Source organism: Klebsiella sp. BDA134-6 (assembly GCF_015601345.1).
GTDB lineage: Bacteria > Pseudomonadota > Gammaproteobacteria > Enterobacterales > Enterobacteriaceae > Klebsiella > Klebsiella grimontii.
In genome coordinates this window covers 3478815-3503622 of record NZ_CP064784.1, presented here as the reverse complement: position 1 = coordinate 3503622, position 24808 = coordinate 3478815, and the positions used below count along the sequence as shown (strand labels likewise).

General features: G+C 51.2%; 23 protein-coding genes. 15 read left to right on the top strand and 8 right to left on the bottom strand.

Annotation, left to right across the window (positions count from 1 at the left end):
- Window positions 1-29: 29 nt before the first annotated feature.
- Both rssB and galU read left to right on the top strand, forming a co-directional pair.
- Window positions 30-1043, top strand: a complete 1014-nt coding sequence (rssB, locus tag IYV58_RS16195) for a two-component system response regulator RssB (protein WP_004121725.1) — start codon at window positions 30-32, stop codon at window positions 1041-1043.
- Window positions 1044-1240: 197 nt separating this feature from the next.
- The gene (galU, locus tag IYV58_RS16190; protein ID WP_004121722.1) at window positions 1241-2143 is read left to right on the top strand and encodes a UTP--glucose-1-phosphate uridylyltransferase GalU; all 903 of its coding nucleotides are present in this window, start codon (window positions 1241-1243) and stop codon (window positions 2141-2143) included.
- A gap of 134 nt (window positions 2144-2277) precedes the next feature.
- Here the strand turns inward: galU and hns are convergent, their stop codons facing one another.
- Window positions 2278-2685: a histone-like nucleoid-structuring protein H-NS gene (gene hns, locus IYV58_RS16185; RefSeq protein WP_004121719.1), complete on the bottom strand. Its 408-nt coding sequence runs from the start codon at window positions 2683-2685 to the stop codon at window positions 2278-2280.
- A gap of 556 nt (window positions 2686-3241) precedes the next feature.
- Between hns and tdk the strand changes: the two genes are divergently transcribed.
- Complete coding sequence (tdk, locus tag IYV58_RS16180) at window positions 3242-3859, top strand: thymidine kinase (RefSeq protein ID WP_049112157.1); 618 nt, start codon at window positions 3242-3244, stop codon at window positions 3857-3859.
- 177 nt (window positions 3860-4036) lie between these two features.
- Here tdk and adhE read toward each other — a convergent pair whose 3' ends face one another.
- On the bottom strand, window positions 4037-6712 hold the full coding sequence (gene adhE / locus IYV58_RS16175; protein ID WP_004121712.1) for a bifunctional acetaldehyde-CoA/alcohol dehydrogenase: 2676 nt from the start codon (window positions 6710-6712) through the stop codon (window positions 4037-4039).
- Window positions 6713-7190: 478 nt separating this feature from the next.
- Between adhE and IYV58_RS16170 the strand changes: the two genes are divergently transcribed.
- The 7 genes from IYV58_RS16170 (at window position 7191) to IYV58_RS16140 (ending at window position 15055) form a co-directional block, all read left to right on the top strand.
- Window positions 7191-7838, top strand: a complete 648-nt coding sequence (locus tag IYV58_RS16170; protein WP_004121708.1) for a YchE family NAAT transporter — start codon at window positions 7191-7193, stop codon at window positions 7836-7838.
- Between the two features lie 746 nt (window positions 7839-8584).
- Entirely contained in the window at window positions 8585-10216 is a 1632-nt protein-coding gene (oppA, locus tag IYV58_RS16165) for an oligopeptide ABC transporter substrate-binding protein OppA (protein WP_004134042.1), read from the top strand.
- Window positions 10217-10304: 88 nt separating this feature from the next.
- On the top strand, window positions 10305-11225 hold the full coding sequence (oppB, locus tag IYV58_RS16160) for an oligopeptide ABC transporter permease OppB (RefSeq protein WP_049112160.1): 921 nt from the start codon (window positions 10305-10307) through the stop codon (window positions 11223-11225).
- A 14-nt stretch (window positions 11226-11239) separates the two neighbouring features.
- Window positions 11240-12148, top strand: a complete 909-nt coding sequence (gene oppC / locus IYV58_RS16155) for an oligopeptide ABC transporter permease OppC (RefSeq protein WP_004121697.1) — start codon at window positions 11240-11242, stop codon at window positions 12146-12148.
- Window positions 12149-12159: 11 nt separating this feature from the next.
- Window positions 12160-13173, top strand: a complete 1014-nt coding sequence (locus IYV58_RS16150; RefSeq protein WP_004121695.1) for an ABC transporter ATP-binding protein — start codon at window positions 12160-12162, stop codon at window positions 13171-13173.
- The gene (oppF, locus tag IYV58_RS16145) at window positions 13170-14174 is read left to right on the top strand and encodes a murein tripeptide/oligopeptide ABC transporter ATP-binding protein OppF (RefSeq protein ID WP_004121693.1); all 1005 of its coding nucleotides are present in this window, start codon (window positions 13170-13172) and stop codon (window positions 14172-14174) included. The genes IYV58_RS16150 and oppF overlap by 4 nt, the downstream gene beginning before the upstream one ends.
- 44 nt (window positions 14175-14218) lie before the next feature.
- Window positions 14219-15055, top strand: coding sequence for an ion transporter (locus tag IYV58_RS16140; protein ID WP_004121691.1), 837 nt, complete (start codon window positions 14219-14221; stop codon window positions 15053-15055).
- Window positions 15056-15122: 67 nt separating this feature from the next.
- On the opposite strand, the gene IYV58_RS16135 is transcribed toward IYV58_RS16140, so the two are convergent.
- The gene (locus tag IYV58_RS16135) at window positions 15123-15452 is read right to left on the bottom strand and encodes an HI1450 family dsDNA-mimic protein (protein ID WP_004103097.1); all 330 of its coding nucleotides are present in this window, start codon (window positions 15450-15452) and stop codon (window positions 15123-15125) included.
- 34 nt (window positions 15453-15486) lie between these two features.
- Window positions 15487-16947 (bottom strand): cardiolipin synthase, encoded by a 1461-nt coding sequence (gene cls / locus IYV58_RS16130; protein WP_004121688.1) that lies wholly within the window; start codon window positions 16945-16947, stop codon window positions 15487-15489.
- Between the two features lie 143 nt (window positions 16948-17090).
- Here cls and IYV58_RS16125 point away from each other — a divergent pair, with 143 nt between their 5' ends.
- Window positions 17091-17264 carry a YciY family protein gene (locus tag IYV58_RS16125; protein WP_004121687.1) on the top strand — a complete coding sequence of 58 codons (174 nt, stop codon included), beginning with the start codon at window positions 17091-17093 and terminating at the stop codon, window positions 17262-17264.
- A gap of 58 nt (window positions 17265-17322) precedes the next feature.
- Here IYV58_RS16125 and IYV58_RS16120 read toward each other — a convergent pair whose 3' ends face one another.
- Window positions 17323-17619: a YciI family protein gene (locus IYV58_RS16120; RefSeq protein WP_004103089.1), complete on the bottom strand. Its 297-nt coding sequence runs from the start codon at window positions 17617-17619 to the stop codon at window positions 17323-17325.
- 220 nt (window positions 17620-17839) lie between these two features.
- On the opposite strand from IYV58_RS16120, the gene tonB reads away from it, so the two are divergent.
- Window positions 17840-18568: a TonB system transport protein TonB gene (tonB, locus tag IYV58_RS16115; RefSeq protein ID WP_004121685.1), complete on the top strand. Its 729-nt coding sequence runs from the start codon at window positions 17840-17842 to the stop codon at window positions 18566-18568.
- A gap of 19 nt (window positions 18569-18587) precedes the next feature.
- On the opposite strand, the gene IYV58_RS16110 is transcribed toward tonB, so the two are convergent.
- The 3 genes from IYV58_RS16110 to pfkB all read right to left on the bottom strand — a co-directional run bounded on the left by IYV58_RS16110 (window position 18588) and on the right by pfkB (window position 20876).
- Window positions 18588-19460: a fructosamine kinase family protein gene (locus tag IYV58_RS16110; RefSeq protein WP_049114188.1), complete on the bottom strand. Its 873-nt coding sequence runs from the start codon at window positions 19458-19460 to the stop codon at window positions 18588-18590.
- A gap of 106 nt (window positions 19461-19566) precedes the next feature.
- Entirely contained in the window at window positions 19567-19851 is a 285-nt protein-coding gene (ghoS, locus tag IYV58_RS16105; protein WP_004121679.1) for a type V toxin-antitoxin system endoribonuclease antitoxin GhoS, read from the bottom strand.
- 92 nt (window positions 19852-19943) lie between these two features.
- A complete protein-coding gene (gene pfkB, locus IYV58_RS16100; RefSeq protein WP_195729137.1) occupies window positions 19944-20876 on the bottom strand; it encodes a 6-phosphofructokinase II in 933 nt (310 codons plus the stop codon).
- A gap of 288 nt (window positions 20877-21164) precedes the next feature.
- Between pfkB and IYV58_RS16095 the strand changes: the two genes are divergently transcribed.
- The 3 genes from IYV58_RS16095 to thrS all read left to right on the top strand — a co-directional run bounded on the left by IYV58_RS16095 (window position 21165) and on the right by thrS (window position 24805).
- Window positions 21165-21923, top strand: coding sequence for a DUF481 domain-containing protein (locus IYV58_RS16095; RefSeq protein ID WP_004121674.1), 759 nt, complete (start codon window positions 21165-21167; stop codon window positions 21921-21923).
- A 270-nt stretch (window positions 21924-22193) separates the two neighbouring features.
- Window positions 22194-22427 (top strand): hypothetical protein, encoded by a 234-nt coding sequence (locus tag IYV58_RS16090; RefSeq protein ID WP_004121671.1) that lies wholly within the window; start codon window positions 22194-22196, stop codon window positions 22425-22427.
- A gap of 449 nt (window positions 22428-22876) precedes the next feature.
- Entirely contained in the window at window positions 22877-24805 is a 1929-nt protein-coding gene (thrS, locus tag IYV58_RS16085; protein WP_004102966.1) for a threonine--tRNA ligase, read from the top strand.
- Window positions 24806-24808 lie beyond the last annotated feature (3 nt).

Sequence of the window (24808 nt, the reverse complement as noted above, 5' to 3'; positions counted from 1 at the left end):
TTATATTATCGTCAGTCAGGGGAGAGATCATGACGCAGCCATTGGCGGGAAAACAGATTCTGATAGTTGAAGACGAACCCGTTTTCCGCTCTCTTATGCACGCCTGGTTGGCTTCACTTGGCGCGACCATCGTCCAGGCTGAAGATGGTTTGGATGCACTGCAAAAAATGGCCGAGTCAAAACCCGATTTGATGATTTGCGATATCTCAATGCCGCGAATGAACGGTCTGCAGCTGGTAGAACATGTGCGTAACCAGGGCGAGCAGTTGCCGATTCTGATGATTTCAGCGACGGAAAACATGGCGGACATCGCCAAAGCGTTGCGTCTGGGCGTTCAGGATATTCTGCTAAAACCGGTAAAAGATTTCGATCGCCTGCGAGAAACCGTTTATGCCTGCCTCTATCCCAATATGTTTAATTCACGTGTTGAAGAAGAAGAGCGCCTGTTTGAGGACTGGGATGCGTTGGTTAGCGATCCTACCGCAGCGTCAAGGCTGCTTCAGGAGCTCCAGCCGCCGGTGCAACAGGAGATGTCGCGTTGCCGGATTCACTATCGGCAGCTTGTCTCCGTCGATAAGCCTGGATTAGTACTCGATATTGCGCCGCTATCAGAAAACGATCTGGCGTTTTATTGTCTGGATGTCACACGAGCAGGCGATAATGGGGTCCTGGCGGCCTTATTGCTGCGCGCGCTGTTCAATGGGTTGCTGCAGGAGCAGCTTGCCCATCAGGGGCAGCGTTTGCCGGAGATGGGAAGCCTGCTAAAACAGGTTAACCAATTGCTGCGGCAGGCTAATCTGCCGGGGCAGTTTCCATTATTGGTAGGGTATTACCACAGTGGCTTGAAAAATTTAATTTTAGTCTCTGCGGGTTTGAATGGCACGCTGAATACGGGAGAGCACCAAATTCAGATTAGTAATGGCGTTCCGTTGGGAACATTAGGTAATGCATATCTCAACCAAATTAGTCAACGCTGCGCATCATGGCAGTGCCAAATTTGGGGGGCTGGTGGACGTTTACGCCTGATGTTGACTACGGAGTGAACAATTGTACTTATTTTTAGGCTCGCGGGATTACCACGCGATCTTTTGTGGTGGTACTATCGCCGGGTTTAATGCGTAAAATTCCTAATTCGAAGATATCTAATCCTTTTCGGAACAGGTTTGACTGAGCAGGCTGATATACTCGATACCATATTATTAACGAGAAGTTTAAAAAACGAACAGTCCAGGAGATTTCAATGGCTGCGCTTAATTCAAAAGTAAGAAAAGCTGTCATCCCGGTTGCGGGATTAGGCACCAGGATGTTGCCCGCTACTAAGGCTATTCCGAAAGAAATGCTGCCGCTGGTAGATAAGCCATTAATTCAATATGTTGTTAACGAATGTATTGCCGCCGGGATTACTGAAATTGTTCTGGTTACGCACTCTTCGAAAAACTCTATCGAAAACCATTTCGATACCAGTTTTGAACTGGAAGCGATGCTGGAAAAACGTGTAAAACGCCAGCTGCTGGAGGAAGTACAATCTATTTGTCCGCCGCACGTGACTATTATGCAGGTCCGTCAGGGGCTGGCTAAAGGTTTGGGGCACGCTGTGCTTTGCGCGCACCCGGTTGTGGGCGATGAGCCGGTTGCGGTTATTTTACCGGACGTTATTCTTGATGAATATGAATCCGATCTGTCTCGCGACAACCTGGCCGAAATGATGGCTCGTTTTGATGAGACCGGCGCAAGCCAGATCATGGTTGAACCGGTTGCTGACGTTACCGCGTACGGCGTTGTCGATTGCAAGGGCCTGGCTCTGCAGCCGGGTGAGAGCGTGCCGATGGTTGGTGTCGTTGAGAAACCGAAAGCGGACGTGGCGCCATCTAATCTGGCGGTTGTCGGTCGCTACGTGCTGAGCGCGGATATTTGGCCGCTTCTGGCAAAAACGCCTCCGGGAGCCGGGGATGAGATTCAGCTGACCGATGCCATCGATATGCTGATCGAAAAAGAAACGGTAGAAGCCTATCATATGAAAGGCAAGAGCCACGACTGCGGTAATAAACTTGGCTATATGCAGGCTTTTGTTGAATATGGCGTACGCCACAAGTCGCTGGGCGAAGAATTTAAAGCCTGGCTGGAAAAAGCCGTAGCGAAGTAATCGTTCGCGACAGAATGCGAAACCGGGAGCGAGATTCGTTTCCCGGTTTTTTTATGCCCGACCGGGACCGATCTCGAATAACGGATAAAAAAAATCCCGCCGAAGCGGGATTTTTAAACGGATACGATAGCTTATTACAGTAGGAAATCGTCCAGAGATTTACCTTGCTCGTCCATCGCTTTCTTGATCACTGCCGGAGTACGGCCCTGACCAGTCCAGGTTTTAGTTTCGCCATTCTCGTCAACGTAGCTGTATTTAGCCGGACGTGCAGCGCGCTTGGTTTTCGTTCCTGCTTTAACTGCAGCCATGGTGCTCAGCAGTTCATTAGGATCAATACCGTCTGCAATCAGCATTTCACGGTATTGCTGCAGTTTACGAGTGCGTTCTTCAATTTCCGCAGCCGCAGCGCTTTCTTCTTCACGACGTTCGTTAACGACAACTTCTAATTTTTCCAGCATTTCTTCGAGCGTTTCAAGGGTGCATTCTCTTGCCTGCGCACGAAGAGTACGGATGTTGTTCAAAATTTTAAGTGCTTCGCTCATTGTAGTAATCTCAAACTTATATTGTGGGGTGGTTTGTTGGACTAATAATAGAGCGATAAATTCAGATGTGCAATAGGGGAGAATGTAAGGAAGTCAAAATAACTTGTTATTTGTCTCGGGAATTAATTCATTTAACTTAAATTTTATGTGCGGGTTCACATCTTTTTTGCTTATAGGGTGGCGGAAGGCATTAGCTAAAACCCTGAGATAGTATGATTTTTCCTATGCGCGGTGGGAAAAATTATACTGTGTGTGGATAAATATCTTTGTGGGTATTAGCGCAGCAGCGGCGATGATGTTTAATATAAAACACTTGTCCACAGCGGTTATAGCTATCAGAAAATGCCCGATAAGCACAAAAGGGCAATAGTGACGTCAGCGTGGCCGCTTGGGTCGTACGAATAACAGGCATTTCCATTCAATTAAAAGGCTTAATCTTTCGGGTATCCACACACTGAACATGGCCGGCAATACCCACACGGCGAGGGCTGATAGTGTGTGAATATATGATACAATTTTACGGCGAAAAAACACATTGATTGGGGTTACGCGGCCGATGGCACAACTTTATTTCTACTATTCAGCAATGAATGCAGGCAAGTCTACCGCTCTGTTGCAGTCTTCATACAATTACCAGGAGCGAGGGATGCGCACGCTGGTTTATACCGCGGAGATTGATGACCGCTTTGGGTCGGGGAAAGTGAGTTCAAGGATTGGCCTCTCATCGCCAGCGCGGTTGTATAATACCCAGACGGCGTTATTTGCAGACATTGCGGCCGAACATGAGCGTCAGCCGATTCACTGCGTATTAGTTGATGAGAGCCAGTTCCTGACCCGTGAGCAGGTACGTGACCTGTCTGAGGTGGTGGACCAGCTCGATATTCCGGTGTTGTGTTATGGGTTGCGAACAGATTTTCGCGGCGAACTTTTTACGGGCAGCCAATATTTGTTGGCGTGGTCCGATAAGCTGGTTGAATTAAAAACTATCTGTTTCTGCGGCCGTAAGGCGAGTATGGTTTTGCGCCTCGATCAGGAAGGGCGGCCGTACAATGAAGGGGAACAGGTCGTGATTGGCGGTAATGAACGTTATGTCTCGGTATGCCGTAAGCATTATAAAGAGGCGCTAAGCGAAGGTTCTCTGACCGCTGTACAGAACAAGCAGCACATTTGCTAATTCTCCCCCGCTAAACCCTCTCAGGCGCTTTTACAGCGCCTTTTTTCCATCACTAAGCTTAGCTGCCTGGATTATACGTTTCGGTTGTCTGAGGCGATTTGGCGGCTGCTGCAAGACGGATAAAAAAAGCCCCATCAAAAGATGGGGCTTTGCGACACTGATTTTACAGCTGTTGGATTAAGCGGATTTTTTCGCTTTCTTCTCAGCTTTAGCCGGCGCGGCTTCTTTTTTCTCTTCCACGCCGCCCTCTACGTAGTTACGTCCGTAGAAGGTATCCAGCAGAATCTGTTTCAGCTCGGCGATCAGCGGGTAGCGCGGGTTAGCGCCGGTGCACTGGTCGTCAAAAGCGTCTTCAGACAGCTTATCAACGTGGGCCAGGAAGTCAGCTTCCTGTACGCCAGCTTCGCGGATAGACTTAGGAATACCCAGTTCAGCTTTAATTTCGTCCAACCAACCAAGCAGTTTTTCGATTTTCGCTGCGGTACGGTCGCCCGGAGCAGTCAGACCCAGATGGTCAGCGATTTCAGCGTAGCGACGACGAGCCTGCGGACGGTCGTACTGGCTGAAAGCCGTCTGTTTGGTCGGGTTGTCGTTAGCGTTATAACGAATTACGTTGCTGATCAACAGGGCGTTCGCCAGACCGTGAGGAATGTGGAACTGAGAGCCCAGTTTGTGCGCCATTGAGTGACATACGCCCAGGAAGGCGTTCGCAAACGCAATACCGGCGATGGTCGCAGCACTGTGAACACGCTCACGCGCTACCGGGTTTTTAGACCCTTCATGGTAGGATGCCGGCAGGTTTTCTTTCAGCAGCTTAAGCGCCTGCAGAGCCTGGCCGTCAGAGAACTCGGAAGCCAGTACGGAAACGTAAGCTTCCAGGGCATGCGTCACCGCATCCAGACCACCGAAAGCACACAGTGACTTCGGCATTTCCATAACCAGGTTGGCGTCAACAATCGCCATGTCCGGAGTCAGCGCGTAGTCTGCCAGCGGGTATTTCTGACCGGTTGTGTCATCGGTAACCACGGCGAACGGCGTAACTTCAGAACCGGTGCCGGAAGTCGTAGTGATCGCTACCATCTTCGCTTTGACGCCCATTTTCGGGAACTTGTAGATACGTTTACGGATATCCATAAAGCGCAGCGCCAGTTCTTCGAAGTGGGTTTCCGGATGTTCATACATGACCCACATAATTTTCGCCGCATCCATCGGGGAGCCGCCGCCCAGCGCGATAATCACGTCTGGTTTGAAGGAGTTGGCCAGCTCAGCGCCTTTACGTACGATGGTCAGGGTCGGGTCAGCTTCAACTTCAAAGAAAACTTCAGTTTCTACGCCAGCGGCTTTCAGCACAGAAGTGATCTGGTCCGCATAGCCGTTGTTGAACAGGAAGCGGTCGGTCACGATCAGCGCGCGTTTGTGACCATCAGTAATCACTTCATCCAGCGCGATTGGCAGTGAGCCACGACGGAAGTAGATAGATTTCGGAAGTTTGTGCCACAACATGTTTTCAGCTCGCTTAGCAACGGTTTTCTTGTTGATCAGGTGCTTAGGACCAACGTTTTCCGAGATGGAGTTACCACCCCATGAACCACAACCCAGAGTCAGGGAAGGTGCGAGTTTGAAGTTATACAGGTCACCGATACCACCCTGAGAAGCCGGGGTGTTGATCAGAATACGCGCGGTTTTCATCAACTGGCCGAAGTAAGCAACGCGTTCTGGCTGGTTGTCCTGGTCGGTATACAGGCAGGAGGTGTGGCCGATGCCGCCCATTGCCACCAGTTTTTCAGCTTTATCAACTGCGTCTTCGAAATTCTTCGCACGATACATCGCCAGCGTCGGAGACAGTTTTTCGTGGGCAAACGGTTCGCTTTCATCAACGTCGGTGACTTCACCAATCAGAATTTTGGTGGAAACAGGGACGGTGAAGCCAGCCAGCTCAGCGATTTTATAGGCTGGTTGACCAACGATCGCGGCGTTCAGCGCGCCGTTTTTCAGGATGATGTTCTGCACAGCCTTCAGTTCCTGGCCCTGCAGCAGGTAGCCGCCGTGGCTGGAGAAACGTTCGCGAACGGCATCGTATACGGAATCAACAACCACAACAGACTGCTCAGAAGCACAAATCACGCCGTTATCGAAGGTTTTTGACATCAGTACGGAAGCGACAGCACGCTTGATATCAGCCGTTTCGTCGATGACAACCGGGGTGTTACCCGCGCCAACGCCGATGGCAGGTTTACCGGAGCTGTACGCCGCTTTAACCATGCCTGGACCGCCGGTCGCGAGGATCAGGTTGATATCCGGGTGGTGCATCAGCGCGTTCGACAGTTCAACGGAAGGCTGATCAATCCAACCAATCAGATCTTTCGGCGCGCCGGCAGCGATCGCAGCCTGCAGGACGATGTCAGCTGCTTTGTTGGTTGCATCTTTAGCACGCGGATGCGGAGAGAAGATGATGGCGTTACGCGTCTTCAGGCTGATCAGAGATTTAAAGATCGCGGTTGAAGTCGGGTTAGTGGTTGGAACGATGCCGCAGATAATACCAATCGGTTCAGCGATGGTGATAGTACCGAAGGTGTCATCTTCAGACAGGACACCGCAGGTCTTTTCATCTTTATAGGCGTTATAGATGTATTCAGAAGCAAAGTGGTTTTTGATCACTTTATCTTCGACGATACCCATGCCGGATTCGGCAACGGCCATCTTAGCGAGAGGGATTCGAGCATCAGCAGCGGCCAGAGCGGCGGCGCGGAAGATTTTGTCGACTTGTTCTTGAGTGAAACTGGCATATTCACGCTGGGCTTTTTTTACGCGCTCTACGAGTGCGTTAAGTTCAGCGACATTAGTAACAGCCATAATGCTCTCCTGATAATGTTAAACTTTTTTAGTCAATCAGTAGCTCGATTCGACAGTATAGACATTGTGTTAACGGCTTGCATGTAAATGTTAACGTAAAGAATTTTGTGCTTCTGACTTCACCGATTGACTAAAAAAGCTTTGCTCTATTCGTTCAGGTACCGCTGTTTTGCCTCCTCGCTGGGTGTAAATAAGGTTACTCACTTCTGGGTACAATTTATGTGATCTAAATCAATAATCAGCCAAGCTGATACCTTTCAGCAGGTCGTTTTTTGACCTGTTTGATCAAGTGTAATGATTAGGTATGCTAATTAAAGGATTAAATAGCATTGCGGAAACAAATAAGTAACATCCGAGCGTAATTATGAGCTTATGCGTCAGTAGAGATGAATTATGCCATCAAACAGCGTATCTTCTCGCGAATATTTTATGCTGGTAACTATCAACAGCCATTTTTAATGATGCTGCGGAGCACCCTGTGATTCAGTCGATGTTTGATTTTTCAGCTTACTTTAAGTTTTTTATTGGATTATTTGCGCTGGTCAACCCGGTAGGCATCATCCCGGTCTTTATTAGCATGACCAGCTACCAGACGGCGGCGGTGCGTAACAAAACCAACCTGACAGCCAACCTGTCGGTGGCCATTATCCTACTCACGTCGCTATTTTTAGGCGACGCGATTCTCCAGGTCTTCGGGATTTCCATCGATTCATTCCGTATTGCTGGCGGAATCCTGGTCGTCACCATTGCCATGTCGATGATCAGCGGCAAGCTTGGGGAGGATAAACAGAACAAGCAAGAAAAATCAGAAACGGCCATCCGTGAAAGTATTGGCGTTGTTCCGCTGGCGCTGCCTCTGATGGCGGGACCCGGCGCCATCAGCTCAACCATTGTCTGGGGAACCCGCTACCATAGCATCGCTCATTTTGTGGGATTTTCAGTCGCGATTGCTCTTTTTGCGCTGTGCTGCTGGGGGATTTTCCGTATGGCTCCCTGGCTGGTTCGCTTGCTTGGCCAAACCGGCATTAACGTCATTACCCGTATCATGGGGCTGCTGCTGATGGCGCTGGGGATCGAGTTCATCGTTACCGGTATTAAGGCGCTCTTTCCTGGCCTCGTGAATTAACCTGCGTCCGACTCGCGGGACAATCTGTTCCGCGTTTGCTCATTATTAGCAAAACATATTAAAAAAAGTGATTTGCCGGCCTGCAATACGCTTTTCTAATCCTTTAATATTATCGTTATTTATCAATTTGTTAGTAATCCATTTCGTCACGCTCGCCGCTTTCTACCTACATTAATCACTGTTATTTTCCTCACATCATTCTCTGGTGCTTGCCGTCTGATAATCGAAATGATATTAGTAATTTTCCCGATGAAGCAGATGAATGTGCTAAATAATAAGCAATTGTTAAATTTTCGTACAAAAAAGAAGCTATTTGGCGCGGGATGACGCATAGCGTGAGATATTTATCACAATTCTTTGATAGTAATAGGATTAATGAACTATGCCGTGGGAAGAGGGGAATAAAACTCCGCGGCCAGCAGGCCACAAAAGAGAATTCGGTAACATATTTGCAAATTGCATTGGCGGACAATAAAGCGTTTTGGTACTTTCCGGCGTGATCTTTGGCGGAATACTTACGCAAATGAGAATTTTTATTATATAGCCCCTCGGGACTAAAATTGCCTCCGGACAGGGGGGAAGAATCGACGTCAAGGCTGCCGTTTGAGCGGCCGTAATAAATAAGTCGGTGATAGCAAGCAGTACTCTCTGACAGCAGCATAAACTCCTGCACTGTTCAGAATCCAGAAAAGAGAAAACAGGCTGGTTAAATAACCAGTAATTATAATGATTGGAGTAACAAACACATGACCATCATCACTAAAAAAAGCCTGGTAGCCGCAGGAGTACTCTCTGCGTTAATGACCATCAATGCCGCCGTTGCGGCAGATGTACCGGCAGGGGTACAGCTGGCGGACAAACAAACGCTGGTACGTAACAACGGCTCCGAAGTTCAGTCCCTCGATCCGCATAAAATTGAAGGCGTGCCGGAGTCCAATATTAACCGCGATTTGTTTGAAGGGCTGCTGGTAAGCGACCTCGACGGCCACCCGGTCGCGGGTGTTGCGGAAAAATGGGACAACAAAGATTTTAAAGTCTGGACCTTCCATCTACGTAAAGATGCAAAGTGGTCCGACGGCACGCCGGTTACGGCACAAGATTTCGTTTATAGCTGGCAGCGCCTGGCGGATCCGAAAACCGCTTCTCCTTATGCAAGCTATCTGCAGTATGGTCATTTAGCCAATATTGACGACATTATCGCCGGGAAAAAACCGGCGACCGATCTGGGCGTAAAAGCGCTTGACGATCATACCTTTGAAGTGACCCTTAGCGAACCGGTGCCGTACTTCTACAAACTGCTCGTTCACCCATCTGTTTCGCCGGTACCTAAATCCGCCATTGAGAAATTCGGTGACAAATGGACCCAGCCGGCCAATATCGTCAGCAATGGCGCGTATAAATTAAAAGATTGGGTTGTTAACGAACGCATTGTTCTGGAGCGTAATACCAACTACTGGGATAACGCCAAAACCGTGATTAATCAGGTCACCTTCCTGCCGATTTCTTCAGAAGTCACCGACGTTAACCGCTACCGCAGCGGTGAAATCGATATGACCTATAACAACATGCCGATCGAGCTGTTCCAGAAACTGAAAAAAGAGATCCCGAAGGAAGTTCACGTCGATCCGTATCTGTGTACTTATTATTACGAAATCAATAACCAGAAAGCCCCGTTTACCGACGTTCGCGTGCGTACGGCCCTGAAGATGGCGCTGGATCGCGACATTATTGTTAATAAAGTGAAAAACCAGGGCGACCTACCAGCCTATAGCTACACGCCGCCTTATACCGATGGCATGAAGCTCATTGAGCCTGAGTGGTTTAAATGGTCGCAGGAAAAACGCAATGAAGAAGCAAAAAAATTGCTGGCCGAAGCTGGCTATAGCGCTGATAAGCCGCTGACCTTCAATCTGCTGTATAACACTTCCGATTTACACAAAAAACTGGCTATCGCAGTGGCGTCCATCTGGAAGAAAAACCTCGGCGTAAACGTGAAGCTGGAAAACCAGGAATGGAAAACCTTCCTCGATAACCGCCATCAGGGCACCTTTGATATTGCGCGCGCCGGCTGGTGTGCGGACTATAACGAACCGACCTCCTTCCTCAATACGATGCTGAGCGACAGCTCAAACAACACATCACACTATAAGAGCCCGGCTTTCGACAAGATTATCGCTGAAACGCTGAAAACCAGCGACGAAGGGAAACGCGCGGACCTCTATGCACAATCTGAGCAGCAGCTGGATAAAGACTCCGTCATCGTACCGGTCTTCTATTACGTCAACGCCCGTTTGGTTAAACCGTGGGTAGGGGGCTATACCGGCAAAGATCCGCTGGATAATACCTATACAAGAAATATGTACATTGTGAAGCACTAATGGCAATACGTGGGGCGGGCGTTAACGCTTGCCTCACGGTGTCTTATTTCATCGCACTATTAAAGGCACACGCCAGAAGGTACGGGCAATGTTAAAATTCATCTTTCGTCGCTGTCTGGAAGCGATTCCGACGCTATTTATTCTTATTACTATCTCTTTCTTCATGATGCGTCTTGCCCCGGGAAGCCCTTTTACCGGTGAACGTACGCTGCCGCCGGAAGTCATGGCGAATATTGAAGCAAAATACCATTTAAACGACCCCATCATGACTCAGTACTTCAATTACCTGAAGCAACTGGCGCACGGTGATTTCGGTCCTTCCTTTAAATATAAAGATTACTCGGTTAACGATCTGGTCGCTTCCAGCTTTCCGGTATCAGCCAAATTAGGCTTCGCCGCGTTTTTTCTGGCGGTTTTGCTTGGCGTGAGCGCCGGGGTTATTGCGGCTTTGAAGCAAAATACAAAATGGGATTTTGCCGTGATGGGGGTGGCAATGACCGGGGTCGTGATACCGAGTTTCGTGGTCGCGCCGTTACTGGTCATGATATTTGCTATCACCCTGCACTGGCTGCCGGGCGGCGGATGGAATGGCGGGGCGCTGCAATATATGATTTTGCCGATGGTCGCCCTGTCGTTGGCCTATATCGCCAGTATCGCGCGTATTACCCGTGGCTCTATGATCGAAGTTCTCCACTCTAACTTCATTCGTACCGCCCGGGCAAAAGGCTTACCGATGCGCCGCATTATTCTGCGCCACGCATTAAAGCCCGCGCTGCTGCCGGTGCTTTCCTATATGGGGCCCGCATTTGTCGGCATTATTACCGGCTCAATGGTTATCGAAACCATTTATGGCCTGCCGGGAATCGGTCAACTGTTCGTAAACGGCGCGCTGAACCGCGACTACTCGCTGGTCCTTAGTCTGACCATTCTGGTTGGCGCATTGACCATTCTGTTTAACGCGATTGTTGACGTGCTGTACGCCGTTATCGATCCGAAGATCCGTTACTAACGCTGGGGTTCGCCATGATGTTAAGTAAGAAAAACAACGAGGCGCTGGAAAACTTCAGTGAAAAGCTGGAAGTCGAGGGGCGCAGCCTCTGGCAGGACGCCCGCCGCCGCTTTATGCATAACCGCGCTGCCGTCGCCAGCCTGATTGTGCTGGTGATTATTGCGCTGTTTGTCACCATCGCGCCGATGGTATCGCAGTTTTCCTATTACGATACCGACTGGGGCATGATGTCCAGCGCGCCCGATATGGAGTCCGGGCACTACTTTGGTACCGACTCTTCCGGCCGCGACCTGCTGGTGCGGGTGGCGATTGGCGGGCGTATCTCATTAATGGTCGGCGTGGCTGCTGCGCTGGTGGCGGTGATTCTGGGGACGCTTTACGGGTCACTTTCCGGCTATCTGGGCGGCAAAGTGGATTCGGTAATGATGCGTCTGCTGGAAATCCTCAACTCCTTCCCGTTTATGTTCTTCGTCATCCTGCTGGTGACCTTTTTTGGTCAGAATATCCTGCTGATTTTCGTTGCCATCGGGATGGTCTCCTGGCTGGATATGGCGCGTATCGTTCGCGGCCAGACCCTGAGCCTGAAGCGTAAAGAGTTTATTGAAGCTGCGCAGGTTGGCGGTGTTTCAACGGGCAATATCGTTATCCGCCATATCGTGCCTAACGTGCTTGGCGTGGTTGTGGTGTATGCCTCACTGCTGGTGCCGAGCATGATTCTGTTCGAATCCTTCCTGAGCTTCCTCGGCCTGGGTACCCAGGAGCCGTTAAGCAGCTGGGGCGCGCTGCTCAGCGATGGCGCCAACTCTATGGAAGTTTCGCCGTGGCTACTGCTGTTTCCTGCCGGTTTCCTGGTGGTAACGCTGTTTTGTTTTAACTTTATCGGCGATGGCCTGCGTGATGCCCTCGACCCGAAAGACCGCTAAGGAGCGCCGACATGAGTACGATGGAAACGGCGAAAGCGCCGCAGGCAGCACAACAATCCGGACTGCTTCTGGATGTGAAAGATCTCCGCGTCACCTTTGGTACTCCCGATGGCGATGTGACTGCAGTCAACGATCTCAATTTTAATCTGCGGGCAGGGGAAACCTTAGGCATCGTGGGCGAGTCCGGTTCCGGTAAGTCGCAGACCGCGTTTGCGCTGATGGGCCTGCTGGCGGCGAACGGCCGCATCGGCGGTTCTGCGACCTTTAACGGTAAGCAGATCCTCAACCTTCCGGAGCGAGAACTGAATAAGCTACGCGCCGAGCAGATCTCAATGATTTTTCAGGACCCGATGACCTCGCTAAATCCGTATATGCGGGTAGGGGAGCAGCTTATGGAAGTCCTGATGCTGCATAAAGCGTTGGGCAAAGCCGAAGCCTTTGAAGAGTCGGTGAAAATGCTGGACGCGGTCAAAATGCCCGAAGCGCGCAAACGGATGAAAATGTATCCGCACGAATTTTCCGGCGGGATGCGCCAGCGCGTGATGATCGCGATGGCGCTGCTGTGCCGGCCTAAGCTGCTGATTGCCGATGAGCCGACAACGGCGCTGGACGTGACCGTACAGGCGCAAATCATGACGCTGCTTAATGAGCTCAAGCGCGAGTTCAATACGGCGATCATTATGATTACCCACGATCTCGGCGTCGTCGCCGGGATCTGCGATAAGGTGCTGGTGATGTACGCCGGGCGTACGATGGAATATGGCCAGGCGCGCGACGTCTTTTATCAACCATCGCACCCTTATTCTATCGGTCTGCTCAACGCGGTACCGCGGCTGGATGCGGAAGGCGATGCCCTGTTAACGATTCCAGGCAATCCGCCAAACCTGCTGCGTTTGCCGAAGGGGTGTCCATTCCAGCCGCGCTGCCCGCATGCGATGGAAATTTGCAATAGCGCTCCTCCTCTGGAGGAGTTTGCACCGGGCCGCCTGCGCGCCTGCTTTCAACCGGTGGGGGATTTGCTATGAACGCCGTAACGGAACAAAGAAAAGTCCTGCTCGAAATCGCCGATCTGAAAGTGCACTTTGATATTAAAGACGGTAAACAGTGGTTCTGGCAGCCTTCGAAAACGCTGAAAGCGGTGGATGGCGTAACGCTGCGTCTGTATGAAGGTGAAACTCTGGGCGTGGTCGGCGAGTCCGGATGCGGAAAATCGACCTTCGCGCGCGCGATCATTGGTCTGGTCAAAGCCACCGACGGTAAAGTCGCCTGGTTAGGTAAAGATTTGCTGGGAATGAAGGCCGACGAATGGCGTGACGTGCGCAGCGATATTCAGATGATCTTTCAGGATCCGCTGGCGTCGCTAAACCCGCGCATGACTATCGGGGAAATTATCGCCGAGCCGCTGCGTACCTATCATCCTAAAATGCCGCGTCAGGAAGTTCGCGATCGCGTTAAGGCGATGATGATGAAAGTGGGGCTGCTGCCGAACTTGATTAACCGCTACCCGCATGAATTTTCCGGCGGCCAGTGTCAGCGTATTGGTATTGCCCGCGCGCTAATTCTTGAGCCGAAGCTCATTATTTGCGATGAACCGGTTTCGGCGCTGGACGTGTCGATTCAGGCTCAGGTAGTGAATCTGCTGCAGCAGCTGCAGCGTGAAATGGGACTATCGCTGATTTTTATCGCCCACGATCTGGCGGTGGTGAAGCACATTTCTGATCGCGTACTGGTGATGTATCTCGGGCATGCCGTGGAACTGGGCACCTACGATGAGGTATACCATAATCCGCTGCATCCCTATACCAAAGCGCTGATGTCGGCGGTGCCGGTGCCGGACCCCGATAAAGAAAAGAATAAAACTATCCAGCTGCTGGAGGGGGAATTACCATCGCCGATTAACCCGCCGTCTGGATGCGTATTTCGCACGCGGTGCCCGATTGCCGGGCCGGAGTGCGCTAAGACGCGACCGGTGCTGGAGGGCAGTTTCCGACACGCGGTTTCCTGCCTGAAGGTAGACCCGTTATAATCTCTGGGGCTGACGTAAGTCAGCCCTTTTTTAGTGAGGTTAACGTGGCTTTTCATATTCATGCCGCTCGTCTGCGGCTGTATCATTTATTCTTTGATCAAAACCGACGCTCCGGCCGGCATTTTGAGGGATTTTGCGGTCTCTTCGCGCTGCTTAGCGTTCTGGTGATATTTATCGAGTCCGGATTGGGAACGCAATATCATCTGACGGTGGACGAATGGCATGTTTTTGTCTGGCTTGAGCTTATTGTTACTGTGGTTTTTACCTGTGAGTATATTCTGCGCATTATCAGCTGGCCGAATCCGCTAAAGTATATTTTTAGCTTTTGGGGAATTATTGACCTTGCCACTATATTACCGCTCTACGTAATGTGGCTATGGCCAGAGATCAGTATTGAGTACGTGTTCGCCTGGCGGGCCATGCGCGCGATACGCGCGCTGCGTATTCTTAAACTGCTGCGCTTTATGCCGTCGCTGAATATTTTTTGGACCGCCATCGTCAGCGCTCGCCACCAGCTGATCCTGTTCTACTCTTTTATTGCCATCGTGATGGTGATTTTTGGCGCCTTGATGTATCTGGTTGAGGGGCCGCGATATGGGTTTACTACGCTGAACGCGTCAGTTTATTGGGCGATTGTGACGATAACGACGGTGGGATATGGCGATATCACGCCGCATACGCCGCTCGGGCGAATTCTGGCGTCCATCCTTATCTTAATCGGCTACTCAATTATTGCGATTCCCACCGGCTTAATTACCACCCACATGACCACGGCCTTTCAGAATCGCCGTACTCAGCGCATATGTTCGAATTGTCAGCATACAAATCATGAAAAAGGCGCCCGCTACTGCAATGCCTGCGGCAGCGAACTGCCCGAATGAATAAAAAAGCCTGCCCTGGTTAAACCAGGCAGGCTTCTTCTGTATCGTTATTTACTTGAGAAAGAACTTATTCACGCCACAGAATATGGCAGAGCTTATGGTCTTTTTCACGGCACAGCAGCACGCGCGCAAAAATATCGTTAATCTCGCCGCCATCTTCATCGGCCAGGCCAATGACCACTTCCGCGAAGAAGTCAGGGTTGAGGTCAAAATCGACGTGCTCTTCCCAGTCAGGCGCCGGGTCAAAGAGCTCGGCGCCGCCGCGTTCTTCAAACTGCAGATTGAACAGAATGACATCTGCCGGGTCGAGGTTGTCCACGGCCAGCTCGAGGAAAATGTCGTAAGCCTGTTCAAGCGTTTCGTCTTCGGTCAGGCGATTATTTAAATCCATATCCATGATTGCTACCCATTAAACATCTGATTGGCACGTTTTACAGCAACGGACTGAAGAAGTAAAACAGTCGCTCGGCGATTCGCTGCCACAGCGGACGTTTTAGCCATAGCCTGGCGTCCAGCAGACGCGAGCGGGAGATATAATCATCCTGCACCGCGGCCAGATCGCTGCCAAATCCGGCATCGTCAATTACCAGCGTAATCTCGAAGTTCAGCCACAGGCTGCGCATGTCGAGGTTAACGGTGCCCACCAGGCTGAGCTCGCCGTCAACCAGCACGCTCTTGGTATGCAGCAGGCCGCCTTCAAACTGGTAGATCTTCACTCCGGCAGCCAGCAGCTCGGTAAAGAAGGCGCGGCTGGCCCAGCCCACCAGCAGAGAGTCGTTCTTGCGCGGCAGGATGATGCTGACATCGACGCCGCGCTGGGCGGCGGTGCAGATGGCATGTAGAAGATCGTCGCTGGGCACAAAGTAGGGGGTCGTCATGATCAAATGCTCTTTGGCCGCGTAGGCGGCAGTGAGCAGAGCCTGATGGATCAAATCTTCCGGAAAGCCCGGGCCCGAGGCGATAGTGTGAATCGTGTGCCCGCTGGCCTCTTCGAACGGCATAATGTTCGCGTCCGGCGGCGGAGGCAAAATACGTTTGCCGGTTTCAATCTCCCAGTCGCAGGAGTAGACAATGCCCATCGCTGTCGCTACCGGACCTTCCATTCGCGCCATCAGATCGATCCACTGGCCAACGCCGGAGTCCTGCTTAAAGAAACGCGGGTCGACCAGATTCATACTGCCGGTATAGGCAATATAGTTATCGATCATGACCATTTTACGATGCTGACGCAGATCCATACGGCGCAGGAAGACGCGCATCAGGTTGACCTTCAGGGCTTCGACGACATCAATGCCAGCATTACGCATCATGGCGGCCCAAGGGCTACGGAAAAAGGCCACGCTCCCGGCGGAGTCGAGCATCAGCCGACAATGTACGCCGCGTCTGGCCGCCGCCATTAATGATTCTGCGACCTGGTCGGCCATGCCGCCGGGCTGCCAGATATAGAACACCATCTCAATATTGTGACGAGCGAGCTGGATATCGCGGATGAGCGCCTGCATGACGTCATCGGATTCAGTGAGCAGCTGGAGCTGATTGCCTTTGACGCCGCCAATGCCCTGCCGACGTTCGCAGAGCTTGAACAAGGATTCCGCGACCGGACTATTCTCCTCGGCAAAGATATGCTTGCAGGCTTTGAGGTCTTTTAACCACTTGGCCGTTGAGGGCCACATGGCCCGCGCACGCTCGGCGCGGCGTTTACCCAGATGCAGTTCGCCAAACGAAAGATAGGCGATAATTCCTACCAGCGGAAGAATATAAATGACAAGCAGCCAGGCCATCGCTGACGGTACCGCGCGTCTTTTCATTAATATCCGTAATGTTACACCGGCGATAAGTAGCCAGTAACCGAGTATAACCAGCCAGTTCACCACCGTGTAAAAGGTTGTCATAGATGAAAAATCCTTTTGAATGACTTGATGACATGAGTTTACGCATCAACATCCATCTGGCAAATAAAAACGCAGCGAAAGCGTTGGTTAGCCAGATTCATCGGTCTATAATGCAGGCTGTTTTCACTCGTAGAGTAGTTGTAATGAAGCGTAGTAGAACGGAAGTAGGGCGCTGGCGCATGCTTCGGCAGGTGAGCCGCCGTAAAGCACGCTGGCTGGAAGGACAGTCGCGTCGTAATATGCGCATCCTCGCCATCAGAAAAGAGCTGGTTAAGCGGCAACGACACTCTCTGCTGTTCACCTTCTCTGAGTTTTGAGGGTCAAAACAAAAGGCACCGCTCGCGGTGCCTCTGTTTTTTGCCAACATTTGGTGCTTTAGAATACTTTTTTATACGGTTTTACAGATACTTTCTGATAAACCCCTGCGGCAATATACGGATCGTCATTGGCCCATGATTGTGCCGCTTCCAGTGATTCAAATTCCGCAATGACCGTTGAGCCGGTGAAGCCCGCCGCGCCGGGTTCATTACTGTCGACTGCAGGCATTGGGCCGGCGGTCAGTAAACGACCTTCATCATGTAATAATTGCAAACGCGCCAGGTGGGCGGGACGTACCGACGTCCGTTTTTCCAGAGAGTCGGCGATATCTTCAGCGTAGATAACGTAAAGCACGGCATGGCTCCTTATCAATAAATTGGCGAATCACGTTAAGTGAAACCGTCGTTGACTGCAATGCAAAGATGCTCACGATCCCCAGAATGCCACGTCCCGTCGGCTTTTTGTCAGAAATCAGGGCAAATTTTGATACAAGCCAACAACCCTAGTTGAATATGATTGCTATTTGCATTTAAAATCGGGGCATCATTTTTCAACAGAAACGACTATGAGCGCAATGACCTTTGATTTACCTCGCCGCTTTCCGTGGCCCACGCTACTGTCTGTGGTCATCCACGGCGGTGTTGTCGCGGCGCTGCTCTATACTTCGGTACATCAGGTAATTGAACGGCCGTCACCCTCACAGCCCATTGAGATTACTATGGTGGCCCCGGAAGATCTGGAACCGCCTCAGGCGGCTCAGCCGGTCGTTGAACCCGTTGTTGAGCCGGAACCTGAGCCGGAACCGGAGGTGATTCCTGAACCGCCAAAAGAGGCGCCGGTCGTTATCCATAAACCGAAACCTAAACCGAAGCCAAAGCCTAAACCGAAGCCGGAAAAAAAGGTTGAGCAACCGAAGCGTGATGTGAAACCGGCGGAAACGCGCCCGGCTTCGCCGTTTGAAAATACGAATACGGCGCCAGCGCGCACCGCGCCGAGCACCTCAACCGCGAACGCTAAACCGACCGTCACGGCGCCGACCGGACCGCGAGCGCTAAGCCGTGGGGAGCCGAGCTATCCGGCTCGTGCGCAGGCGCTGCGCATTGAAGGGAATGTTCGGGTTAAGTTCGACGTCACGGCGGACGGGCGCGTGGATAACGTGCAGATCCTCTCCGCCCAACCAGCCAATATGTTTGAGCGTGAAGTGAAAAACGCTTTACGTAAATGGCGTTATGAACCGGGTAAACCGGGGAACGGCATTACCATGACCATTCAGTTCCGCCTGAAAGGCGTACAAATCAGCTAATCTGCGTAAGCAAGGCCCCTTACGGGGCCTTATCCATGAACACGTCATCAAGCGCTTTCTGCGCCGTCACAAGATGTTGTCCGCCAAACAGAATCGCGCGATTCAGCAGCGTATAGAGCTGGTAGATGGGTTGCCGCTCGAGAAAGCCGGACGGCAGCGGCGAAACGGACTGATAGCCATCATAGATTTGCGGCGGCTGTTCCTGATGCAGTGGGAGCATTGCCAGATCGCATTCGCGATCGCCCCAGTAGCAGGCCGGGTCGAAAATATAGGGCCCGTTTGGACCGAGCGCGCAGTTACCGGACCATAAGTCACCGTGGAGCAGCGACGGCTGCGGCTGATGATTGCTCAATCGCTGCTGAATAATATCAACAAGACTATCGATATCGCCAAAATGCAGACCTTTCTCGGCGGCGAGCTCGAGCTGCCAGCCGATGCGCTGTTCGGCAAAGAACGTGGACCATCGACGCTGCCAGGCGTTCGGCTGGGGAGTGGTGGAAAGGTCATTGTCAAAATCCAGACCAAACTGCGGCTGATCGCTCCATTGATGCAAATGGGCGATTTGCTGGCCTAACAGGAAAGCGTTGTGCGCATCCAGCGGGCGAGGGGGGAGATATTCCATGACCAGAAAACTATAATCACGGTCGCTGCCTACGGCAAAAACCTGCGGTACATTCACGGTTTTACTTCGTGACAGCAGCTCAAGCTGGTCTGCCTCGGCCGTGAAGATGGGTAAAAGCTCACGTTCATCGCATTTTACGAAGTAATCTCGCCCGCCAAAGCGTAAATGCCAGGCGGCGTGGATCTCTCCACCGGGTAGCTCGTTTCGCAGTTCGATTTCAGCTGCTTCGGTATGCAAATCGCTTAACAAATTGCTGATAGCTTGCCACATGCCGTCTCTCCCCATGTCTTCCAACATTTCATAAGGTTAGCGCATAACCCCGGCGTAAAATTCGAACTGACGCACAACTGAACGTTTTCCGTTGCGTCAATCGCACTTATTGAGCTTCTATCCACTCGCTGAATGTTGACACGGTGACGTCAACGGCTCGTCCCAGCGCGGTTTCGGCTAAACCCGCGCTTAACGCTTTAACTTCATCGGCATTCTGTATGGAAAGCAGGCCGAAGGTATTGGTGCCGAGCTCGTGGACGTTCCCTTCATCATCGTTTAAGACAAGGGTAAATCCGGCGCGGGTGAGATGATTACTGAGTTCGTTAATTTCCGTTAACGTCTCTTCGTGAAAACGAACCGTGACGACCCAGGCGTTAATTTCGCTACTCATTTTTCACCCCATTGTTATCCATGGCATTTTTAGCATAGACCATCATGCTGATTTGGCGACTCCCTCCGTTTTGCCAGAGGGAGCGAAGGAGATTATAAACCGCGCAGATAATCGTAGATTTTTTGCGTATTTTCCAGCGAGCAAAGGCGGGTGCCCTGATTGATGGTGGCCGCGCTGCCCGCAGCGACGCCAAAGCGAACCATATCTTCAAGCGAGGCATTTTCCGCCAGCCTTAAGGTCATCGCACCAACCATGCTGTCACCGGCGCCGACAGTACTCTGGCTTTTCATCGGCGGCGGTACGACCTGAACACTACCATCGGCATCAACACCAAGCGCTCCCTGTGCTCCCAGGGAGACGACGACGCGCTGGACTTTACCGGAACGAATTAACTCTTGCGCGGCGAGCCGCACATCATCTGGCTGACTCAGATCCCGCTGGACCAGCGCGCTTAGCTCTTTCTGGTTCGGTTTAACCAGTTCAATATTGCCGACATCAAGCGCGGCGGCGAGGGCATCACCGGAACTATCGACAATACAGCGCAATCCATGCCGCTGCGCGTTTTTCACCAGCTGCGTCAGGTTCTCGACGCTGATGCCCGGCGGCAGGCTTCCGCTAATTACCAGCAGCGAGCCGGGGGCGATAGTGAGCACTTTTTCCTCAATGAGCCGGAGCTCATCCGCAGTTAATGCGGCGCCAGGCATCACGAAACGATATTGCTCGCCGCTGGCGTTCACATGAACGTGAAGATTCTGCCGCGTCCAGTCATGAGTCTCTACCGTATCGACGGGAACGTGTTCATCCTTCAGCAGCGCCGTCAGGTGTTCGCCGGTTGCCCCACCGACGGGAAAGATAGCCGTGGCGCTGCCGCCAAGAAAAGTGATGGCGCGCGCAACGTTAATTCCGCCCCCGCCGGGTTCAAACACGGGAGCGCTACAGCGTAGCTTGCCTTCCGGGTAAATTTGCGGGGTCTGCGTGGCGCTGTCGAGCGAGGGGGCTAACGTGAGCGTATAGATTTTGGTCATCCAGTTTCCTCCATAATACGAGTTTAGCGGCTCTGGTTTTAAGCATGGCACTTAAAGGAGGGAAGGGGAAGCGACGCGTAGCTTATGCACCGGTACCCCTTTTATCTTTATGAAATAAAAATTGTTTTGAGAAGCGTCTTATACAAAAAACGAAAGAGTAATTGATTGCTAAGTTAATCGTGCTTTTTTATAATTTACTCCCTTTCTTAGGACCGGCTATTAGCGATCCTCGCGAAAGCTCCCGGGACCCTCCTGGTCTCCTTATAGGTTGTACGGACTTAAAATTAAATGAAGCTTTTGAAGACAGTACCCGCAGCGGTGATGCTGGCGGGAGGGCTCTTTGCGTCTGCGTGCGCAATGGCCGATGATTCCGTTTTTACTGTCATGGATGACCCTTCTTCTGCAAAAAAACCTTTCGAAGGTACTGTTAACGCCGGTTATCTGGCGCAGTCCGGCAATACGAAAAGTTCCTCAATGACCGCCGACTCCACGTTGACCTGGTATGGCGATACCACCGCATGGTCGCTGTGGGGGAATGCCAGCAATACGTCGTCGAACGATCAGCGCTCTTCGGAAAAGTACGCGGTGGGCGGACGTAGCCGTTATAACCTGACCGACCAGAATTATCTTTTTGGTCAGGCGAGCTGGCTGACGGATCGTTACAATGGTTATCAGCAGCGTGATGTGTTCACCGCGGGTTATGGTCGTCAGATCATGAACGGCCCGGTACACAGCCTGCGTTTTGAATTTGGTCCTGGTGTACGCTATGACGAGTATACCGATGGTGATAATGATACTCAGCCACTGGGCTACGCTTCCGGCACCTACGCCTGGCAGATGACCGATAACGCCAAATTTACCCAAGGCGTCTCGGTATTCGGCGCCGAAGATACGACGCTGAACTCTGAAAGTGCGTTAAACGTTGCGATTAACGCGCACTTTGCCCTCAAAGTAGCCTATAACCTGACGTGGAACTCTGAACCGCCGTCATCGGCGCCGGAGCATACCGATCGCCGCACCACGCTATCGCTCGGTTATAAAATGTAATCTTTTCAGGCCGGATATTCCGGCCTGATTGTTTTAAATTTAGCAATAAGTGGCATTATTATTTTTGGTCTCTTGTTTTGTTTTTTATAAAAAGAAATGGTCTCCATAATTTCTTCATGATCGCTATTTTGCTGACAAATATGTAGTTAATTTGACACGAAAAGATAAATATTGGGTCGGACAAAAATGTGATCTGGATCTATACTGTTCACCACAGGCGGAGATAACGAATCCGTTCTATTATCTGAAACAAATAAGAGAATGACTATCATGAAAAATAGTAAAATCGCACTCGCGGCCGCGATGCTGTGCACGTTGTCTTTTGGCGCATTTGCCGCCGCTCCCGCACCGCAGCCGGGTAATCACGATCGTACGCAAGTGGGCATAGCCAAAGCGACCGATGTCGAAGCGGGCTCTAATATTGCACCGGGCTCCCAATCAACCGGACAGTCAATGAACGACGCGTTTGATGTTCATAAACTTGTCGCCGGCGAATGGTCCTGATATTTAAACGCCATTCATAATTTCTCTTTTATTATTTCGTCAAGCAGTAAACCGGGTAATGTTGTACCGGTTTCGCTTTACGCGTTTGGTGTAAAATCTTCATAATTTATGTGAAATCATAAATATTCTTTATGCGTCATATCGCGCTGTCGCCGTTTCTTCCGATCTATCGCTGAAGCAATTATGCAACGTTTGTTACACCTCCCCCTTTTTTTTCCATCAACAATAACCATTTAGTCTTATGTGACTTTTATCACGCACTAATGATGTGTAAACTAACCCTCGGTGTTATCAACAGGCGGCTGCAGGTGGGGACGTGTCGTTGAACGAGCGTGCACACATTTTCGCAGAGTGAAGCGGGAACTGGGTCTGAACTTGTTGATAATTATGATTATATTGTTTTGTATGTGCTCTTTCGTGTGGGGCACCACTGCAAATAAGGACATGAAATGCCTGTAATTACGCTTCCTGATGGCAGCCAACGCCATTTTGATCACGCTGTGAGCCCGATGGACGTCGCTCTGGATATTGGCCCCGGTCTGGCGAAAGCCACCATCGCTGGTCGTGTCAATGGCGAGCTGGTTGACGCCTGTGACTTAATTGAAAACGACGCAACGCTCTCTATCATCACCGCGAAAGATGAAGATGGACTTGAGATTATTCGTCACTCCTGTGCGCACCTTTTGGGGCATGCGATTAAACAGCTGTGGCCAAATACCAAAATGGCGATCGGCCCGGTTGTCGACAATGGTTTCTACTATGATGTCGATCTGGACCATACCCTGACCCAGGAAGATATCGACGCGCTCGAAAAACGCATGCATGAGCTCGCCGAGAAAAACTACGACGTTATTAAGAAGAAAGTCAGCTGGCACGAAGCGCGTGAAACCTTTGTGAAGCGCGGCGAGAGCTATAAAGTCTCTATTCTTGATGAAAACATTGCTCATGATGATAAGCCCGGCTTGTATCATCACGAAGAATATGTCGACATGTGCCGTGGGCCGCATGTGCCGAATATGCGTTTCTGCCATCACTTCAAACTGATGAAGACCGCGGGCGCCTACTGGCGCGGCGATAGCAACAATAAAATGCTGCAGCGCATCTACGGTACCGCCTGGGCAGATAAAAAAGCGCTTAATGCCTATCTGCAGCGTCTGGAAGAAGCCGCTAAGCGCGATCACCGTAAAATCGGTAAGCAGCTCGATCTGTATCATATGCAGGAAGAGGCGCCGGGTATGGTGTTCTGGCATAACGACGGCTGGACTATCTTCCGCGAACTGGAAACTTTTGTGCGTTCTAAGCTGAAAGAGTACCAGTATCAGGAAGTTAAAGGCCCGTTTATGATGGACCGCGTGCTGTGGGAAAAAACCGGCCACTGGGACAACTATAAAGATGCGATGTTTACCACTTCTTCCGAGAACCGTGAATACTGCATCAAGCCGATGAACTGCCCGGGTCACGTGCAGATCTTCAACCAGGGCCTGAAATCCTACCGCGATCTGCCATTACGTATGGCTGAATTCGGTAGCTGCCATCGCAATGAGCCGTCAGGCGCGCTGCATGGCCTGATGCGCGTACGCGGATTTACTCAGGACGATGCCCACATTTTCTGTACTGAAGATCAGGTTCGTGATGAAGTTAACGCCTGTATTCGTATGGTCTACGATATGTACAGCACCTTCGGCTTCGAGAAAATCGTCGTCAAGCTGTCAACTCGCCCGGAAAAACGCATCGGTAGCGATGAGACATGGGATCGTGCTGAAGCGGATCTGGCGGTGGCGCTGGAAGAGAACAATATCCCGTTTGAATATCAACTGGGTGAAGGCGCCTTCTACGGTCCGAAAATTGAATTTACCCTGTATGACTGCCTCGATCGTGCATGGCAGTGCGGTACTGTACAGCTGGACTTCTCCTTGCCGCAGCGTTTAAGCGCCTCCTATGTTGGCGAAAATAATGAACGCCAGGTACCGGTAATGATTCACCGTGCTATTCTTGGTTCGCTGGAGCGCTTTATTGGCATCCTGACCGAAGAGTTTGCCGGCTTCTTCCCAAGCTGGCTTGCGCCAGTGCAGGTTGTGGTTATGAATATTACTGATTCTCAGGCTGAATACGTTAACGAATTGACGCGTAAACTACAAAATGCAGGCATTCGCGTAAAAGCAGACTTGAGAAATGAGAAGATAGGCTTTAAAATCCGCGAGCACACTTTACGTCGTGTCCCTTACATGTTGGTCTGTGGCGACAAAGAGGTAGAAGCTGGCAAAGTTGCCGTGCGTACCCGTCGTGGCAAAGACTTGGGCAGCCTGGACGTAAATGAAGTTATCGAGAAGCTGCAACAAGAGATTCGCAGCCGCAGTCTAAAACAACTGGAGGAATAAGGT